General features: G+C 38.9%; 1 protein-coding gene. It reads right to left on the bottom strand.

Features of this window, described 5'->3' with window-relative positions; all coding sequences use genetic code 11:
- The coding region (locus ACYVRH_RS14315; RefSeq protein ID WP_461257545.1) for a substrate-binding periplasmic protein at positions 1-550 on the bottom strand (550 nt) is incomplete at both ends.

The following is a 550-nucleotide window of genomic DNA, read 5'->3' as shown; positions in this document are numbered from 1 at the left end:
GTATCAAATTTAATTTATAACCGGCTTCCTCATAAAAGTTAGTGTAAGTAATCAATTTTCTGTTACAGGCAAAAATAAGTTCGACTTCGCCGTGTTTTAACGCGTTCCAAACTTCTGCCTGCGTGTCATATTCGACAAGATAACGGTGATTGGGAAACATTTTCTTAAAAAATTCGGAATATCTGTCTCCCCGGACGCCGATTTTTAAATAGGGAATCTGGCTTATTTCAATGTTTTTAAAATCCGATTTTGAAAGAAAAGCGTAAGTGTCCCATAAAAGCGGAACGTCCGACCATAAAAAACGCCCTTCATATTCTTTCAAGCGGAACAATTCAGGTAAGATTAAGGCGTCGCCTTTTTCAAGCATGACGATTATTTCCTGATACTTCGCGTTCTGATCGTTGGCGCGTTCAAATTTAAGCTCCGTAAGCTTTGTAATTTCTTCAAGCGTGTCAAAATATATTCCATGCCATCGGCCAGTGTTAGTATCAAAAAAACTAATCGGATAATTATCGAACTCCGCGACGATTGGAACAACGGGGGTGTTTTG

This window comes from Treponema sp. R80B11-R83G3 (assembly GCF_054786115.1).
Note: the sequence above shows the minus strand (reverse complement) of the source record. Positions and strands in the feature narration are given on the sequence as shown.